Origin of the sequence: Paenibacillus sp. M-152 (assembly GCF_003856555.1) — a bacterium.
Classification (GTDB): Bacteria; Bacillota; Bacilli; order Paenibacillales; family Paenibacillaceae; genus Paenibacillus; species Paenibacillus polymyxa_C.
In genome coordinates, this window is record NZ_CP034141.1 from 4,996,870 (window position 1) to 5,013,837 (window position 16,968).

Consider the following 16,968-nt stretch of genomic DNA (forward strand, 5'->3'; position numbering starts at 1 on the left):
ACCAAACTGGAAGCTGGAATTCCAAAATAATACAACCTCAAAAGCCGCAATACCATGTATTGCGGCTTTTGAGCCTAATCTAACGCTATATAACGAAGACATAGTTGGCTATACCAACCTGATATATATACAGTCTAATGGAGATTTATAAGTCCTCTTTATTGATTTTGCAAACGGTGTGCCACATGCAGGGTCGGACCGACAAATTCATTTAGCTTGAAGCCACCTTCAATGGCCTGTGTAATGAATTTCTTGGCCTGATCCACAGCTTCACGTACAGTCAGCCCTTGTGCCAAACCAGCCGTTACCGCAGCCGAAGTGGTACAGCCTGCACCGTGGGTAAAGTTGGTTTGTACAACATCCGCTTCAAACCAGTCAAAAGTGATTCCGTCATACAGCAGATCCATCGCTTTACCTGCGCGAATTTTGCCACGGTCCTTGATCAGCACATGCTTAGCACCACGCTCGTGGATAATAGCAGCCGCTTCCTGCATCTGCTCCAGTGTCGTGATCGGTCCTTTCTTCGCCAGCTGCGAAGCCTCGAACAAGTTCGGTGTTACCAGATCAGCGCCAGGAATCAACAATTCCAGCATGGCCTCTGTATTTTCCGGCTGAAGCACTTCATCCGTGCCTTTGCAGACCATCACTGGGTCAATCACAATCCGTTTCAGATCATGCTTTTTCAAATGGCTGGCAACCAGTTCGATGATATCTACAGAACCCAGCATCCCGGTCTTCATTGCATCAAAACCGATACCTTCCAATACAGTACGCAGCTGCGCCTCAACCACGTCCAACGCAACAGGATATACAAGATGGTTCCAAGTTTTAGGTTCCATCGCAACTACGGTAGTCAGTACAGTCATGCCATATACACCAAGCTCCTGAAAGGTTTTCAGGTCCGCCTGAATACCTGCTCCGCCGCTTGTGTCGGAGCCGGCTATCGTTAGTGTTTTGGGAATCGTCATTAGTATATGCTCTCCTTCACTTTCTGTGCTGCATTTATCCTAATCCTGCATGCGAAACTTGTCAACGCGCAAAACAGTCCTTTCCATACGAAAAGTCACAAGAACCAGCAACAGCTAAAAAACGAGAATATCCCCCTTTGAAATGAGAACATCCTCGTAAGTACGTGTTATATGAAGAATTTGAATGAATTTTAGACTTATAAATACCCACCCGTACTGTGATCATAGGCATGATTTTTTTCATTTGCCCGTACGCCGAGGCAAAAACTCTGATACAACTGCTGCTGTCTTGGGGTAGCAAAATTCCGGTGCTGCTCAAATAAAGCCATACAACCAATGATATGCTCGGTATAGCTGTTATCGACAGACAGTTGCAGGCAATGTAGTGTTTGTTCCAACCCTTCGGGGTAATCGCCTTTTCGAAAATAATATTCCGCATACACCTTACAAAAGGAGGCAAAGCGAAATGCATTAAAGTGCTTGCGATAATGTGTGTCCCATTGTTCCGGTGCAAGCTCCCAGAAACTCTTGAGTTGCTGGCTGAACAGCTCCAGCTCGGCATCCACGAAATAACCAAACCGATTCGCTGATTCGAGCAACGTATTCAAGCCTTCCAATGTCTCATCCGGATGCTCGCGCAGGTAAGTAATATATTCATAGATTGCAGAAGTGTTGCCCATTTTGATTTCAATACAAAGTCTGTTGCCCTGTGCATATACACGATGCAGGTTGACTACTTTCCAGCCTTCCTCGTCCAGACCCTCAAACCAGCTCAAATCTGCATAACCTTCAATCCATTGCTTGGATTCCTCATATCTACCCTGAAACTCATAGCAGCTGGCCTTGAGCAGATGCCCTTGAGCATAGTAATAAACGAGCGGCTTAAGCAGCTCCAGGTGCTCATCTCCAAAACGGTTCCGATTGCGATACAATGCCTGCGCCAGCTCTCTTAGCTCGTCCGCATACATTTCCATCTCGGACCATTGCATTTTTAAAGCAAACACTTGAGATAGCATATGTAAGCCTTCCAGTGCATAAATTTCCGGTAGACGACTACGGTATAAATGGAATTGTACAGCAGCCTTCAAGTTCCGTTGGTTATCCTTAATCTGAATCTGGAATATGCGAAAATAGCTAATCGCCAACCGTTCGGAGTGGGTATACTTCTCACTCTCAATAACACAATCATACAAAAGCATGGAGGCTTCATGTCGGCCATCCTCAAACATCGCTTCTGCAGTCTCAAAAATAGCCGGAATATTCGATAAATCGTCCATCAAATAGCCTAGCACACTGCGTATACAGTCCAGCTTGTTCAACTCTGAGCAACGAAGAAGAAATGGACGCAACCTTCTCCAGTGGGGCAAGGAATGAATAAAACACTCATCTACATACATCTCGAACAAAGATCCTTCTTCCAATCCCATCGCCTCAGTAATCAGATCAAGCTGATTAACTGAAATAGGCCGTGGTGGGTTTCGGTTAAGTATACCGCTAAGTGTACCCGGATTTACCTTGGAAGCATCTGCAAAACATTGCATCGAAATACCTTCACTTTGAATATACTTTTCTATCTGTGCGCGGATCGTGGTGTTTTTTTCCAAAGGGACACCCCCTCAAACGAATGATGGTGACTTTTTCATTACCTTTTAAACCAAAATTTGTTTAATCAAAGTATATGTCTAATTATACGAGAGGTCAATAACTTTAAACACGACTCAGGACATACAAAATCACGAGTTTCGTACGATTTTAAATCTGTTTTATGAAAAAAGACCGTCCTCTGAGAGACAGTCTTTCTCTATTATTTTGATGCTGTGGGCTTAGAAGATCACAACTTGCAAAATGATTTAGAATCACCGAAAATCAAGAGCAAACTTAGCGTATCCTTCTACCGTCAGCCCTTCATAAAGCAACTCAGAATAAGCATTGGCGACATGCGTTGCTTGCGGCGAGGTTAGGAACGTCACATGTGGACGACCCGACCATGGGGCGAGGGACCAGTGACCGTCAGCCTTTGGCGTCAACGTCTTCATATGCCGCACATACTCAGTCAGCACATGCCGGTTCTCATCCGGTGAAGCCAGTACAATTCGCTCCCCACCTGGATTAACCAACGCAGAGGAGAACGCGCGATAGTTATTCGTAACAACCAGATAACTCCGCTGCATATCCATCGGTTCCCCTTCAAAAGACATATGAATGATTCTGTGCGCATCTAGGTCCTTTAGTTCCCCGGCAGCATCATATCTGGCTGGCTGTGTTACATCAATCTGGTACTCGATGCCATCGATGATATCAAAATTAAAGCTTGGAAACTCAGAATTAATCAGCTCTTGCTCCTCCTCTGCCGAAGGATCAATTTGCCGGAATTGACCGGCAGACCACTCAAGCCATTCCCGAATTTCTGCCCCACTCAGTCGAACGACATGCAGCGTATTCGGAAAATTGTACAGATCGGCGATATGTTTGATCGCTATCGTCCCTGCGGGAATATCGGTATAATACGCCGGACCATATCTGCCCCCTGTTTTAAAAGGAGCTGCTGCCGACAGAACGGGCAACCCCTCATACTCGCTCCCTTGTAGCTGCTGTTTCACATACCAAATTTGTGCATCATTCACAAGCTGAACCGAAGCATCATCCATCACCTGGGCAAAAAAGCTGTTCACTGCTACCGTCGTTCGACCTACAGGTGCACGAATATAATCCAGGGTTCCAGCATGTTCATCTGCTACCGCCTGCTGAATAGCAGTATCTGGTTGGACGAGTGCTTCCTTGCGTATCGGGTCATACACCGGGCGTACCTCGGCAGCAGATGCAGCCACTTGCCACTTTCCTCCAATAAGGGCCAGATCCAGATCAATGATACCCAGATGATCTCCCCAGAAGCCCGGCTCTACTGCTGGAATGCCATGAATGGTGCCCTGCTCTGCATTAACACCTGTCATACCTATAAACGAAGGGCCAGGAAATACTTTATGTGCATGACCAAACACAATGGCATCGATCCCTTCCACCCTGCTCAGATGCAGCACCGCATTTTCCATATTCGGGGTTTCGGGAATATCCTCAAAGCCTGCATGAGGCATAGCAATAATGAGGTCGGCTCCGGCCGACTGCATTTCTGGAATAAACCGTCTGGCGGTTTCCAGCATATCTTTGACGATAAGTTTTCCTTCCAACCATGCCTTGTCCCATTGCATAATTTGCGGAGGCACAAAGCCGATGACTCCCACCTTCAGCAGATGCTTACCGCCTGCTTCATCCTCTACCGTCTTATCCAGCAATAGATAAGGCGTGAAGTAGTTTTGTTCTTCCTCTCCCGCTATATAGATGTTGGCATTCACATAAGGAAACTGTGCTCCTCGAAGGCAAGTCTGCAAATATTCCAACCCATAGTTAAATTCATGATTACCAATACTGCCTGCCTCATACCCCAGCAGATTCATTGCTTTATAGACGGGATGCACCTCGCTTGGGTCCCGTTGGAGCCGCTGTACAGCATAATCTCCCATCGGATTCCCCTGAATCACATCTCCGTTATCCAGCAGCAGGTGATTGGGCACTTCTGCCCGAGCCGTGTGAATCAGACTAGCGGTTTGCGTCAGACCGTAATGCAGTGTTTCCTGATCTGTATAATAATCATAATTCCACAAGCTAACATGCAGATCGGTGGTAACCATAATGCGGAATTTCACCTTCACAGCACCTGCATATTCCCGCCCTGTCTTATCATTAACGTCCAAAATATCCAATCTTGTTCTCTCCCTCAGCTTCGGTCATAGAGCTTGAATAAGTCTAACAAAGCACTGTTAAGAGAATGTTAAAATAAGCAATTCGCTTAAGTACAGTCTACGGCCTCTAGCAAATGATAAATTTTACATCATTTTTACCAAAGTCAGGAGTGCTTTTTACCCTACCTGTGGGACTAGCTGTTAAGATTTGGTTTGTCACTGAATTTACAGGTTTTTTAAATTTTCGTTATTACGATGTTTAGGGGGAAATTATTTTGTTCAAAAAAGCACTGACCTTGTGCATGACCTTCACACTGGCAGCGGGTTTAGCCGCTTGTGGCTCAAATGCAAGCAATAACAACAGCGCCTCCACTCCGGGTACAGATGGCTCTAAAAACGAAAGCACAGCCTATGTTCCTAAGGAGTTAAAGGTACAATTCGTTCCTTCTCAAAATGCAGATACCCTCGAAGCCAAAGCTAAACCGCTCGAAAAACTGCTGGGGGACAAGCTCGGAATCCCGGTGAAAGTAACCGTATCTCCTGACTACAATACGATTGTGGAAGCCATGTCTTCCAAACAGGTAGATGTAGGGTTCCTTCCGCCTAATGCTTATGTACTGGCACATGATAATCGTAAAGCGGCCGACTTGCTCCTGCAAGCTCAACGCTATGGCATTGAAGATGCCACAGGCAAGGACACGACTGAAAAAGTAAACTTTTATAAAGCAATGATCGTGGTGAAAAAGGATTCTCCAATTCAAAGTCTGGCTGATCTGAAAGGCAAGAAGGTTGGCTGGCAAAATGTAACCTCCTCCGCAGGCTATGTGTACCCCGCAGCAGAGCTGAAAAAAGCTGGCGTGGACCCGGACACAGATGTGCAGGGTGTGACGATCAAAGGCCACGACGCTGCTATTCTGGCGCTGCTGAATGGTCAGGTTGATGCTGTCGCTGTCTTCCAGGATGCACGTAACACAGTGAAGAAGGAAATCCCGGACGTATTTGAAAAGACACGTGTCATTCATTACACAGCTAAAATTCCAAATGACACCGTCAGCGTACGTTCCGATATGGATCAAACGTGGAGAGACAAAATCGCCCAAGCCTTTATTGACATTGCCAACGATCCTGAGGGCGGCGAAATCATTAAAGAAATTTACACCCATGTAGGTTATGAAAAGGGCGACGATAAAAACTTCGATTCTGTGCGTGAATACGCCGAAGCTGTCGGCCAAGCGGTAAAGTAACAGGTACGAAACAGGCTTTACGAATGACAGGGCAGCACCGTCCATGTATTCATGGCGGTGTTGTTTTCATTCCACCCCATCAGGGAGAAAGTTGGGAGCATATGATCGAATTTCGAAACGTATCGAAAACATACCCGAACGGCACCAAAGGGTTGAATAATATTAATTTGACGATTCAGGAGGGAGAAATGGTCGTCATTGTCGGCTTATCCGGTGCGGGTAAGTCCACCCTGCTGCGTTCCATTAACCGACTGCATGACATCACGTCTGGCGACATCGTTGTAGGCGGCAGGTCTGTCACATCTGCCGGAGGCAGCGAGCTGCGGCGTATTCGCCGTGATATCGGCATGATCTTTCAAAGCTTTAATCTGGTTAAGCGTTCGACGGTGCTTCGCAACGTACTTTCCGGCCGCGTTGGTTATCATTCGACGCTGCGGACCATTCTCGGTCTCTTCCCGAAGGAAGATATCGAGCTGGCACTAACGGCGCTAGAACGCGTGAATATCCGGGAAAAAGCTTACAGCCGAGCCGATGAGCTGTCCGGTGGCCAACAGCAGCGTGTATCCATCGCGCGTGCTCTGGCGCAGGAGGCTAAAATCATTCTGGCAGACGAGCCTGTCGCGTCGCTTGATCCACTGACCACCCGCCAGGTGATGGACGATCTCCAGCGAATCAACCGTGAAATGCAGATTACGACCATTGTCAATCTGCATTTCATTGATCTGGCGCGCGAATATGCAACACGGATCATCGGATTACGCGCTGGAGAGGTCGTCTTTGACGGCACACCGGAGGAAGCTACGGATGAAGCCTTTGCGGAGATCTACGGCCGGGCCATCAAGCATGATGAACTGCTGGGAGTGGGATCATGAAGCCCGACTCTACTGTCCAGCCGCTCTCTTCGACGCAACCGTCACCATCTGCTGGACCGCCCCAGCCAAGTAAGCCGCCCGCAGGGCCACCTTTGCCAGGACGCTACAAGCGTTACGCCACCTGGATGATTTTTATCGTGGTGCTGGTAGCCTGCTCCATTCATACAGATGCCACGCCTTACCAATTGATCGTTGGATTACCGGAAATGGGCAAATTGCTGGAGGAAATGTTTCCTCCAGACTGGAGTTACCTGCCTACCATCTGGAAACCGATGCTGGAAACGATCCAGATCGCTATTGTCGGCACGACACTGGGAGCCATATTAGCAATCCCTGTCGCGTTGCTGTGCGCCTATAATGTGATGCCGCGCAAGCTGATCTCGCTGCCGATGCGCACGATCCTGAATCTGGTACGGACGATTCCCGATTTGCTGTTTGCCTCGATCTTTGTGGCTGTATTCGGCATCGGACCGTTTGCAGGGATGCTTGCCCTGCTCTTCTTCTCCTTCGGAATCATAGCCAAGCTGACCTTTGAGGCGATTGAAGCCATTGATCCCGGACCACTGGAGGCTATGACTGCTGTTGGTGCAAGCCGCATTCAAGTTATCGCCTTTGGTGTGGTTCCGCAGGCATTGCCTTATTTTGTGTCGTACTTGCTGTATACCTTTGAGGTTAATGTGCGTGCAGCATCTGTTCTGGGGCTCGTTGGCGCTGGCGGCATCGGTCTGCTGCTTGACCGTTCCCTTGGGCTGTTCCGATATGACCGGGCAAGCATTATTATTCTACTGACCCTCGTCATCGTCCTTGCGATTGATTACGGCAGTAACCTGCTACGGAGGAAGTTATTATGAATGATCCTACGCTTCGCAGACCTATTGGCTCCCGCCTGCGCTTTTGGGCGTTAGCTATTCTGCTAATTATCATTTACATTTGGGCTTTTCGCGGGATGCAGTTTGAAGGATTACAGGGGACGGCCAAAAGCGTCTCTGTCGCGATATTGGGCGGTTTCCTTCATCCCGACTGGTCGTTTGTCTACATCCCTGAGGGGGAGGATTTGCTGCGTGGGTTGCTGGATACGCTGGTCATTTCAGTACTCGGAACCTTCGTGTCCGCATTTGTCTGCTTGCCGTTTGCCTTTTGGGCATCCAGCAATATGAGCCGTCTACGCCCTTTATCAGGTAGCGGGAAGTTTGTACTTAGTGTCATCCGGGTATTTCCCGAAATGATCGTCGCCATTCTATTCATTAAAGCCGTAGGTCCCGGCTCGTTTGCAGGTGTGCTTGCCCTCGGCATTCACTCCATTGGCATGCTGGCCAAGCTTTTCTCAGAAACGATTGAAAGTGTGGATCACGGGCCGCAGGAAGCTCTGATCGCGTGCGGTGCCAACCGTTGGCAGGTCATTTTCTTCGCCGTGCTGCCGCAGGTGATTCCACAGTTTCTTTCCTATTCGCTCTATCGTTTTGAAATTAACATCCGGTCCGCAACCACGCTCGGTCTGGTTGGTGCAGGTGGTATTGGTACTCCGCTGCTGTTTGCACTCCAAATGCGCAACTGGAACCGTGTAGGCGTCATTTTACTCGGCATTGTAGTCTTAATCATTTTGACGGATCTGGTATCCGGCTGGTTGCGCAAACGGATCGTGTAATTAAAAGTCTCTAAATCAACAAAAGCCTCTCCGGTGTAAAAGGGACCTGCTATGCTCCCATTCACTCGGAAGAGGCTTTTGCTGTTCAACAACTCCCAGCTAATTCATCTATGACCCGCCGGACTTCCTCTGCCGTATTGTAAAAATGCGGAGCCACACGGATAATATCCTTTCGTGCCGAAACAATCATATTTCGGCTCCGCAAACGCCTCTCTACCGCCGACACATCGGCTACTTCAACAGCGAGCAGACTTGGTAAAGTGCCTCCTCGATCAGGTATACGTATGTGTAGCCCCTTGCTTCGTCCATATTCAACAGAAAAGTCCAACAGTTCATTCATATAGGTCTGAATGTTCATGACCCCAATTTCCAACAGTAGCTTTAAGGCTGCATTAGCGGCAAAAATGCTAATGAAGGAAGGTAATCCTGTCTCAAAGCGGCGGGTTCCCGCCGCCGGAACCGGATGAGCAATATCAAACCGGGAGGCGGGCTCCTGTCCGAGCCAGCCCGTAAGACGGGGCTTGAAGCGTTCTACTCGGTCCTTGCTTATATAAAGAAAAGCCACGCCCGGTATCCCCAGCATATATTTGCGTGCTCCCGCGACCAGAATATCTATGCCCATCGCCTTTACATCCACCGGAATCATTCCTGCAGACTGATAGGCATCCACGAACAGTAACGCCTGATTTCGGTGAGCTATATGTGCAATGGATTTGAGATCTTGCTGAAATCCGTTGGTATAATTCACATGGGACACCATAATAAGCGCAGTATTCTCCGTAACATGCTCCTCATACTGCTCTATGGTTACTTCTCCCTCCGTAGAAGGGATACAGCAAATATGATCACGGAACATCTCCTGTGCCTGCCAGATGTGTCCTACCGTCGGAAAGTCGGTATCTGCATACACAATCCCTTCTTTTCCCGGTACATAAGGAAGGGCAGTAGCCACACCAGCAATCGCCTCAGAGGCTGAGGACATCACCGCAATTTCGTCAGGCTCCGCCCCGATGAGCTTGGCAAAATGCCCTCTGGCTTCTTCCAAACGTGCCATAGATAGGTCGCCGTTAAGACCGTGTTGCAGCAAGCTTCGATGATATTCCTCAATGGCAGCAGAAACCGGTCTCGATATCGCCCCCTGGGAACAGCTCCCTACATGGATATGTGAGGACAGCACCGGAAACAACTGACGGTAGGACTGAAACGGATGTTTCATATTTCCCTTCGCTCCTCTTGGGCACACCAACGTGCCTTGATATGATCATTTTATTATCCATATAAGCCACCTTAGAACAAGGGCCTCTCTTCCCATCTTCTCGCCGTTAACAGACGATAGACACAAAGAGAGGCCCTGTTGGATCATATACACAATTATTAATTAATGCACGCGTTTGCGTCCAAACCAGCTTTTAAGCACCAAGGTTGCCAAAGCAAGTAGCAGCAACAACGAGGCCACTGCAAAAGATGCCGAGAACTGATACTCGTTATACAAAATCTCCACATGCAGCGGAAGTGTATTTGTCTCTCCCCGAATATGTCCCGAGACGACGGACACTGCACCAAACTCGCCCATGGCTCTCGCATTACACAGAATAATGCCATACAGCAAACCCCACTTGATGTTCGGCAGCGTCACTTTCCAGAAAATGCGCCAGCCGCGCGCACCCAGCGTGACCGCCGCTTCCTCCTCCTGCTGCCCCTGATCTTCCATCAGCGGAATAAGCTCACGCGCCACAAAAGGAAATGTAATGAACAGCGTTGCCAAAATAATGCCCGGCAAAGCAAATATAATTTTAATATCATGCTCGTCCAGCCACGGCCCAAGCCAGCCCTGTGCGCCAAACACTAATACATACATCAGACCTCCGACGACAGGCGAGATCGCAAAGGGCAAATCAATCAAGGTGACCAGCACACCTTTGCCGCGAAAATGAAATTTTGTGATCAGCCAGGCGGCCGCTACACCAAATACCGTATTCAGCGGAACCGTTATCGCTGCCACCAGCAGCGTCAACCGTAATGCAGACATGGCATCCGGGTCCCGTAGCGCTTCAACGTATACACTCCATCCCTGCTTGAGCGCTTCGGTAAGCACGACAATTAGCGGCAATACCAACACCCAGAGCAAAGCTAAAAAAGCAGCACCAATTAGCGTCCACTTTACCCAAGGGGCTTCAGTTGTAACCCTATTGGGCGGTGCGGATGAAGGCACTGGTGCAGAAGCAAGCTCTTGCCCAGTTATCGCTTGTGACATGATGTATCCCTCCTTGAACACGGGGTTTAATGCGCAGGCCTCTGCTGTCTGCATGCTAACGTTAGACAGTTACATTAGACAATTACATTAGACTGCACGGCGCCGCGACCAGCGCTGAAAACTGTTAATCACGAATAACAACACGAATGAAATGACCAACAGCATCAACGCCACCGCCGTAGCTCCTGCGTAGTCATTTTGCTCTAACTTGGACATAATGAGCAGCGGAGCAATCTCGGTCTTCATCGGCATATTGCCAGAAATGAAGACGACAGAGCCGTACTCGCCAATGCCGCGGGCAAAGGCAAGCGCAAAACCCGTCAGCAGTGGCGGTACCAGTTCCGGCACAATAACGCTGCGGAAGGTACGCCATCTGCCCGCTCCCAGCGTAGCCGCCACCTCCTCCTCATCCTTGTCCAGCTCCTCCAGCACCGGCTGAACTGTCCGTACGACGAACGGAATGCCAATAAACATCAACGCGAGCGTAATCCCCGTCTGTGAGTATGCCATTTTCCACCCAAGCGGTTCGAATAGTGAGCCGATCCAGCCGTTCTGTGCATATAGAGCGGTCAACGCAACCCCTGCCACCGCCGTGGGCAAAGCAAAGGGCAGATCAATGACCGCATCAAAAACTCGTTTCCCCGGAAATTCATAACGCACCAGTACCCAGGCGATCAATAAACCGAGAAACAGATCGATCAGCGCCGCGGCTGCGGCACACAAAAAGCTCACCTTGTAGGAAGCCAGCACCCTGGCATCAGTCGCCACGTCCCAAAATTTCTCCCACGTCAGCCCGGTTGAATTCAGGAGCAGTGCTGATAATGGCACCAGCACCACCAGACTGAGATACAGTACACTATAACCCATTGTTAACCCGAATCCGGGAAGTACGCGTTTTCGGGTGGCTTGCATTTGACTCATGTTCTGTCCATCCCTCTCTGCATCCTTTGACTATGGCACTCGCGCCTACCGATCCACTCGCCTTTACACTCCACTTATGTTATGAACTACCAGGTACATAAATCTGGTCAAAAATACCCTTGTCACTAAAATGCTTTTGCTGTGTCTCTTTCCATGTCCCAAATACATCCTTCAAGGTTACGAGCTCCAGCTTAGGAAATTGATCCTTGAACTTTGCCGTCACACTCTCCAATGTTGGGCGATAATAATTTTCGGCAGCAATGGTCTGCCCTTCTTCACTGTACAAATATTTCAGGTACGCATCCGCCACCTCGCGTGTACTTTTTTTATCTACCACCTTATCGACTACCGCTACCGGAGGTTCAGCCACAATACTGATCGACGGATATACGATATCGAATTTATCCGCACCTAGCTCCTTCACAGAGAGCAGTGCTTCATTTTCCCAAGCGATCAGCACATCGCCAATTCCACGCTCTACGAAAGTCGTCGTCGCTCCACGTGCTCCGCTATCCAGTACCGGCACATGCTTATACAGCTCCTGTACAAACTGCTGGGCTTTGGCTTCATCGTTATTGTTCTTTTTGAGCGCATAGGCCCAGGCTGCAAGATAGTTCCAGCGGGCTCCGCCCGATGTTTTAGGGTTCGGTGTAATGACCTGCACATCGCCGCGGATCAAATCGTCCCAGTCCTTGATCCCCTTCGGGTTCCCTTTACGTACCAATAACACGATGGTTGATGTGTACGGGGAACTGTTATGCTCATATTTACTTTGCCATCCCTCTTTAACAAGCCCTTTTTCCTGTAACGCATCAATATCATAGCCCAGGGCCAGTGTAACCACATCTGCATCCAGTCCGTCCTGTACAGAGCGGCTTTGCTTGCCAGATCCTCCGTGGGATTGCTTGATCGTGACCTTCTGCCCTTTCTCCTTCTCCCAATGGGCGGCAAACACTTTATTATATGCTTCATACAACTCACGGGTCGGATCATAAGAAACATTGAGCAACTCCACTTCCTTGGAGCCAGAAGCAGAGCTACCATCCGCCTGCGTCCCTTCCTTGCTTGCCCCACAAGCACTTAGCATCATTGTTAAAACCAAAGATAGTCCGAGAATAAGCCGAATTTTGTGTTTCTTCTTCATCAAGACACCCCTCATTCTATGTAATTTGTAAATACACATTCATTTACGCCTGTTATTTACAGACACAATCAAAAAAAAGGGCGGAGAATTCCCTGATGCAGCCCTGATAGGTCAAACCTGTCGCGTGTACAGTGTCTGCCTGCTGTTCCTAGAGGTTCTCCGCCAGAATGGCGAGGTTATACTTTCATACTTTAATTCTTTAATTCCTACCTGTTTAATGAGTTATAGGGATATAATACGAGAGTTTATGAGGGATGTCAAACCTTTTTTTGGTACGGGATGATCTAATAATTTGCTTTCTTCAAGGGGGGGACAGTCAGAAACATTGTATACGTTTCCGACCGCCTAGAGGGCATGGGTACACGTGGAATACGACTTAGTTGGCTACCGTTTCAAGATTAATCGAAAAAACTCCAAATTGCTTCGGATTGTCCGTAGCTCTTCTCAGCCACAGCTCACCCGATCCCACCATAACTCCCTGGTAATTAACAAACAAATCATCTGTCTTTTGGTTCACTAGCGCCTCACGAATCGCGTCCGTAAAGATCTGATCATATTTAGCCAGAAAATCTTTCTTGTTCGGAATCGTTAGCGACTTTTCACTATCATTGACACGCAGAGGGTACAAAATATAATTGGCTACCTTTTCCTTGTCATTGTCGGCAACAGCCTTCTGCAACGCTTTGAATGTGTCCAAAAACGCTTTAGGATCTTGAATACCTGCTACCTCAAAAGGATTTTGAGATGCTTTGGGCGCTGCAGGAGAAGATGTATCTGATGAAGTAGCTGGGGCGGAAGGAGCTGACTTTTGCGCATTAGTACCGCTGTTTTCTGCACTCTTGCTCTCTTTAACTGCTTTGTCACTTTGGGCTGAACCGTTCTGATTGCCTCCAGCACTGTTCTCGATCATGCTTGTACTGCTTCCAGCATCACTCGGTTCAGCATTATTATCCTGGCCGCAGCCTGTAAGAGCTACAAATGTAAGTGTAAGTAAAATGGCTGTAAGTGACAGCCTCCGTGACATTTTGTGATTATCGGATTCATGTTTTTTGGGCACAACGGGTCATCCTTTCTGCTTTCTACTCTGACCTATTCTGTTCATTAAGTCTTCAACCGTTCTATTGTAACATAAGTAGACTAATGACCGCATGTCGTGCCCATTCCGGAAGTAGCTTACAGTGTAATATATGCGAAGGTTTTAACGCTTCCTCGTGATCCATCGTCCGTACTTACTTTCAAAATCAGCTCTTTCAAGGAGCCATTTGCAGCTTCATTCTACCCCTCTGGCTTGATAAACAGCAGATCGTGGCGTTCTCCCGGCTGCAACGTTCGGCTAGAAAACCCGCTCGTTGTGCCTTGCAAGTCTGATCCATTCGAACTGTTGAGCTTGTATCGTACGGGTTGCTTTCCTGTATTCTTGATACTGATGTACAGCTTACGCCCCTCTTCAAATCTAAATTCTGTTTGTCCTTGTCCTCCAAATTTCATCTCCTGATCATGTACGATACGCTTCGCTGCTTCTCCTTGCTTATTCTGCATGCTAAGCAGACCTGTCTGGTGCGTTACACCCGCCGTTGTTGTAGTATACGTGTTCGTCGAAACGCTCATATTGGCAAAAGCGACATAACCTACGATCACCCCCGCCACACCCATCCAAACCCATTTTTCCACCATTTCATATCCCTCCTACACAAAATATGCTGAAGCTACGTCGTATGAATTCAGTCGTCACCATGATTGCACAGATGGAACGGCTTATCTTCTATAAGAAAGCGATCCAGCCAGGTCATGGTATATATAAATTCGGGTGCCGATTCAATCAATCCGTTCACAATGTCCAAGGAACGCAGATTCCTCAGGTTTTGTATCTCAGGGGGAGTGTACGGATTCCACTATACGAGATATCCAGATACTCCAGTTGATGCAGCTCTCCGATTGCAGGAGGTACATTTCGGAATGCCAGTTCCTCCTTGGGGATCACCTTGTAGTCCGGTGCCGGGCGATCATAGCATCCACAACTGACTCTTAGGCTTTTGAGTCGGGATAACTTGGAAATGTCAGCAGGTAGCTCTTCCAAATCTGCTACTTGAATCGTCAGTGACTCCAATGATTCCAATTCAAACAATGCAGACGGTAGTGTTCGTATATCCTGTTCAAGGATAGTCAAATGCTTCAGAGAACGCAATTCTCTAATCCGTTCCGGGATCTCCGTCAAGCCAAACCGCATGAGCTCCACTCGATCCGGTTGATGCCGAATAGCATCGTTCAAAAACATATCTATATTGCCATAATGTTCAGGTTTGTGAATAAACACACCGGGGATAAGCTTTTCTAATTCATCTGCATCTTCTTTATCCATGTTCAATCTACCGATTCGTTCGTGAGCTATGTTAATGATCCAATCCTCTCCATCGGCATTCTGGAAACACAAATCTTCTGGTAGTTTCGGATGTACCCAGGAAAACAGACTGGACGCCGCTTGTTTTAATACTTTTCCAGCCTCAGGCGTGCATTGGTACCGGTAAAATGTTCCCGGTGTGTAGGCAATCGAATGATTCTCCCTTATTGGTGACTCCATTCTCATCCTCAGTTACCCACTTATGTACGCCTAGCATAAACGTATCTGCCCGTTCCATAGCATAATCAATCAGTCTTTCATAAGCTGTCCCACGAACATCGCTGTATAATCGGAACATGTCTCTCCTCCTCTGTGCTGTCCTGCGCCCTGACAATAAAAAAAAGCCAAACTCATAATCTATTATGAGTTTGGCTGTCATATTTTTCAAACTTGTTCAAAGGAATCCATACGATGGCTCTCTATCTAGATAAGCCGCAAATACAGCTTACATATTATTCTGTCACCGTTCCGTAGATCAGCACGGGGGCTTCCGCATGATCCGCAATACGGATGTTCGCGTAGATTTTCTCTATTACTTGGTCCACGTCTTCACGGTTCGCATGGATTGTAACCAGCGAATCGCCTTTTTGAACCGCATCGCCGACTTTTTTGTTCAGCATCAAGCCGACAGCCAAATCAATCTCGGATTCTTTGGTCGCACGACCTGCCCCTAGCAGCATCGCGGCAGTACCGATTTCGTCAGCTACGATTTCAGCTACCACGCCGTCCTGCTTTGCAGGTACTTCAATAAGATACTGCGCTTGTGGCAAGCGTTCTGGATGATCCACTACAGAAGCGTCGCCACCCTGGTTCGCAATAAACTCTTTGAATTTCTCCAGTGCTTTGCCGTTACGAATGACCTCTTTAAGCTTCTCTTCGGCGTTTTCGAGGGAGTCTGCTTTTCCGGCCAAAAATACCATCTGACTGCCCAAAGCCATACACAGCTCTTCCAGATCTTTGGGTCCTTCGCCGCGCAATGTATCGATCGCTTCTTTAACTTCCAGTGAGTTCCCGATAGCCAGCCCCAACGGTTGACTCATGTCGGAAATAACTGCCATGGTCTTGCGACCCACATTGTTCCCGATACTTACCATGGCATGTGCCAGCTCTTTGGCATCTTCTACTGTTTTCATGAATGCGCCCGCACCTGTCTTGACATCCAGTACGATGGCATCAGAGCCGGCAGCGATTTTCTTACTCATAATCGAGCTGGCAATCAACGGAATCGAATTTACCGTTGCTGTAACGTCACGCAAGGCATACAATTTTTTATCCGCAGGTGTCAGGTTGCCGCTTTGTCCGACGACCGCAATTTTGCTGCGATTCACCAAATCCACGAATTCATCCTTGGTGATTTCTACGTGAAAGCCTGCAATGGCCTCCAGCTTGTCGATCGTTCCGCCCGTATGACCGAGGCCGCGACCTGACATTTTCGCTACCGGAATGTCTAAGGCGGCTACAAGCGGAGCCAGTACCAGTGTTGTCGTATCACCCACACCGCCAGTGGAGTGCTTATCGACCTTTACACCTTCAATCGCGGACAAGTCAATCGTATCTCCTGAATGAACCATTGCCATGGTCAAATCAGCACGTTCCCGTTCGTTCATATCTTTGAAGAAGATAGACATCGCCAATGCACTGACCTGATAATCAGGAATTTCACCCTGAGTATAGCCTTGGATAATAAAGTTAATTTCCTCAGTGCTCAGTTCTTTTCCGTCACGTTTTTTTTCAATCAAGTCTACCATTCTCATATGTCATTTCTCCTCACTGTGCGTATGATCG

Annotated in this window: 16 protein-coding genes; 4 read left to right on the top strand and 12 right to left on the bottom strand. The window is 48.1% G+C overall.

From position 1 onward, the window contains the following. Nucleotides 1-158: 158 nt before the first annotated feature. From thiD to EGM68_RS21975, 3 genes are all read right to left on the bottom strand, one after another. Nucleotides 159-968 carry a bifunctional hydroxymethylpyrimidine kinase/phosphomethylpyrimidine kinase gene (thiD, locus tag EGM68_RS21965; protein ID WP_016820369.1) on the bottom strand — a complete coding sequence of 270 codons (810 nt, stop codon included), beginning with the start codon at nucleotides 966-968 and terminating at the stop codon, nucleotides 159-161. A gap of 197 nt (nucleotides 969-1,165) precedes the next feature. After that, on the bottom strand, nucleotides 1,166-2,572 hold the full coding sequence (locus EGM68_RS21970; RefSeq protein ID WP_013373159.1) for a hypothetical protein: 1,407 nt from the start codon (nucleotides 2,570-2,572) through the stop codon (nucleotides 1,166-1,168). 252 nt (nucleotides 2,573-2,824) lie between these two features. Further along, nucleotides 2,825-4,726 (bottom strand): bifunctional 2',3'-cyclic-nucleotide 2'-phosphodiesterase/3'-nucleotidase, encoded by a 1,902-nt coding sequence (locus tag EGM68_RS21975; protein ID WP_013373160.1) that lies wholly within the window; start codon nucleotides 4,724-4,726, stop codon nucleotides 2,825-2,827. A gap of 254 nt (nucleotides 4,727-4,980) precedes the next feature. Here EGM68_RS21975 and EGM68_RS21980 point away from each other — a divergent pair, with 254 nt between their 5' ends. The 4 genes from EGM68_RS21980 to phnE (EGM68_RS21995) all read left to right on the top strand — a co-directional run bounded on the left by EGM68_RS21980 (nucleotide 4,981) and on the right by phnE (EGM68_RS21995) (nucleotide 8,466). Next, nucleotides 4,981-5,949 carry a phosphate/phosphite/phosphonate ABC transporter substrate-binding protein gene (locus EGM68_RS21980; RefSeq protein WP_013373161.1) on the top strand — a complete coding sequence of 323 codons (969 nt, stop codon included), beginning with the start codon at nucleotides 4,981-4,983 and terminating at the stop codon, nucleotides 5,947-5,949. A gap of 101 nt (nucleotides 5,950-6,050) precedes the next feature. Further along, entirely contained in the window at nucleotides 6,051-6,821 is a 771-nt protein-coding gene (gene phnC, locus EGM68_RS21985; RefSeq protein WP_025674722.1) for a phosphonate ABC transporter ATP-binding protein, read from the top strand. Next, nucleotides 6,818-7,672 carry a phosphonate ABC transporter, permease protein PhnE gene (gene phnE, locus EGM68_RS21990; RefSeq protein ID WP_016324733.1) on the top strand — a complete coding sequence of 285 codons (855 nt, stop codon included), beginning with the start codon at nucleotides 6,818-6,820 and terminating at the stop codon, nucleotides 7,670-7,672. Before phnC ends, phnE (EGM68_RS21990) begins: the two co-directional genes overlap by 4 nt. Beyond that, the gene (phnE, locus tag EGM68_RS21995; protein WP_013373164.1) at nucleotides 7,669-8,466 is read left to right on the top strand and encodes a phosphonate ABC transporter, permease protein PhnE; all 798 of its coding nucleotides are present in this window, start codon (nucleotides 7,669-7,671) and stop codon (nucleotides 8,464-8,466) included. The genes phnE (EGM68_RS21990) and phnE (EGM68_RS21995) overlap by 4 nt, the downstream gene beginning before the upstream one ends. Nucleotides 8,467-8,551: 85 nt before the next feature. Here phnE (EGM68_RS21995) and EGM68_RS22000 read toward each other — a convergent pair whose 3' ends face one another. The 9 genes from EGM68_RS22000 to EGM68_RS22035 form a co-directional block, all read right to left on the bottom strand. Then, on the bottom strand, nucleotides 8,552-9,682 hold the full coding sequence (locus EGM68_RS22000; RefSeq protein ID WP_013373165.1) for an aminotransferase class V-fold PLP-dependent enzyme: 1,131 nt from the start codon (nucleotides 9,680-9,682) through the stop codon (nucleotides 8,552-8,554). A 162-nt stretch (nucleotides 9,683-9,844) separates the two neighbouring features. Continuing rightward, on the bottom strand, nucleotides 9,845-10,720 hold the full coding sequence (gene cysW, locus EGM68_RS22005; protein ID WP_013373166.1) for a sulfate ABC transporter permease subunit CysW: 876 nt from the start codon (nucleotides 10,718-10,720) through the stop codon (nucleotides 9,845-9,847). A gap of 87 nt (nucleotides 10,721-10,807) precedes the next feature. After that, nucleotides 10,808-11,641, bottom strand: coding sequence for a sulfate ABC transporter permease subunit CysT (gene cysT, locus EGM68_RS22010; protein WP_058711518.1), 834 nt, complete (start codon nucleotides 11,639-11,641; stop codon nucleotides 10,808-10,810). A 79-nt stretch (nucleotides 11,642-11,720) separates the two neighbouring features. Further along, a complete protein-coding gene (locus EGM68_RS22015) occupies nucleotides 11,721-12,785 on the bottom strand; it encodes a sulfate ABC transporter substrate-binding protein (protein WP_129550010.1) in 1,065 nt (354 codons plus the stop codon). 376 nt (nucleotides 12,786-13,161) lie between these two features. Continuing rightward, nucleotides 13,162-13,842, bottom strand: a complete 681-nt coding sequence (locus tag EGM68_RS22020; protein WP_025674710.1) for a hypothetical protein — start codon at nucleotides 13,840-13,842, stop codon at nucleotides 13,162-13,164. A gap of 218 nt (nucleotides 13,843-14,060) precedes the next feature. Beyond that, on the bottom strand, nucleotides 14,061-14,459 hold the full coding sequence (locus EGM68_RS22025; protein ID WP_240664093.1) for a hypothetical protein: 399 nt from the start codon (nucleotides 14,457-14,459) through the stop codon (nucleotides 14,061-14,063). Between the two features lie 181 nt (nucleotides 14,460-14,640). Continuing rightward, nucleotides 14,641-15,144, bottom strand: coding sequence for a leucine-rich repeat domain-containing protein (locus EGM68_RS26250; protein WP_240664094.1), 504 nt, complete (start codon nucleotides 15,142-15,144; stop codon nucleotides 14,641-14,643). Between the two features lie 142 nt (nucleotides 15,145-15,286). Further along, entirely contained in the window at nucleotides 15,287-15,481 is a 195-nt protein-coding gene (locus EGM68_RS26255; protein WP_233902312.1) for a hypothetical protein, read from the bottom strand. A 154-nt stretch (nucleotides 15,482-15,635) separates the two neighbouring features. Next, nucleotides 15,636-16,937, bottom strand: coding sequence for a pyrimidine-nucleoside phosphorylase (locus EGM68_RS22035; RefSeq protein WP_058711521.1), 1,302 nt, complete (start codon nucleotides 16,935-16,937; stop codon nucleotides 15,636-15,638). Nucleotides 16,938-16,968: the final 31 nt, after the last annotated feature.